The organism is Acinetobacter sp. WCHAc060033, assembly GCF_004209125.1.
Taxonomy (GTDB): domain Bacteria; phylum Pseudomonadota; class Gammaproteobacteria; order Pseudomonadales; family Moraxellaceae; genus Acinetobacter; species Acinetobacter wuhouensis.
Map to the genome: position 1 here is coordinate 1 of NZ_SGSW01000184.1, position 528 is coordinate 528.

At 42.8% G+C, this 528-nt stretch carries 1 pseudogene; it reads right to left on the reverse strand.

What is annotated here, in order from left to right:
* Window positions 1-528, reverse strand: a pseudogene (locus EXE10_RS21205) (IS5-like element IS17 family transposase); the annotation flags it as partial.

The following is a 528-nucleotide window of genomic DNA, read 5'->3' on the forward strand; positions in this document are numbered from 1 at the left end:
CTTCGCCGATGATAGCCTGACCATTTTTTCCATAGTGTCCTGCCTAAACGTTTAACTGTTCGAAGTAATTCATTTCGCTCTAGCGAGCTACTCTTTGTATCTTTCCATGGTTTCGCATTTTTTCTAGGTGGAATCACCGCATGTGCTTGCCGATCTGCAATGACCTCACGGCATTGCTTGGTGTCATAAGCTCCATCGGTATAAACAGAGTCAATCTGCTCATCTTGTGGAATCTGATTAAGTAAATCACCAAGCACCTGTGAATCACTGACATTATTGGTTGTAAGCTGAACTGCTCGTATTTGTAGGGTTTTGGCATCTATACCAATATGTAGTTTACGCCATTGGCGACGATATTCAGCTCCATGTTTCTTGCGTTTTCATTCGCCCTCACCTAGAAACTTCATGCCTGTAGAGTCTACGAGTAGATGCAGCCCATCGCTACTTTTTTGGTAGCTGATTGCAATATCAATATGCTTTTGTCTTCTACAAAGCGTACTGTAATCTGGTGCGGTCCAATTTAATCCG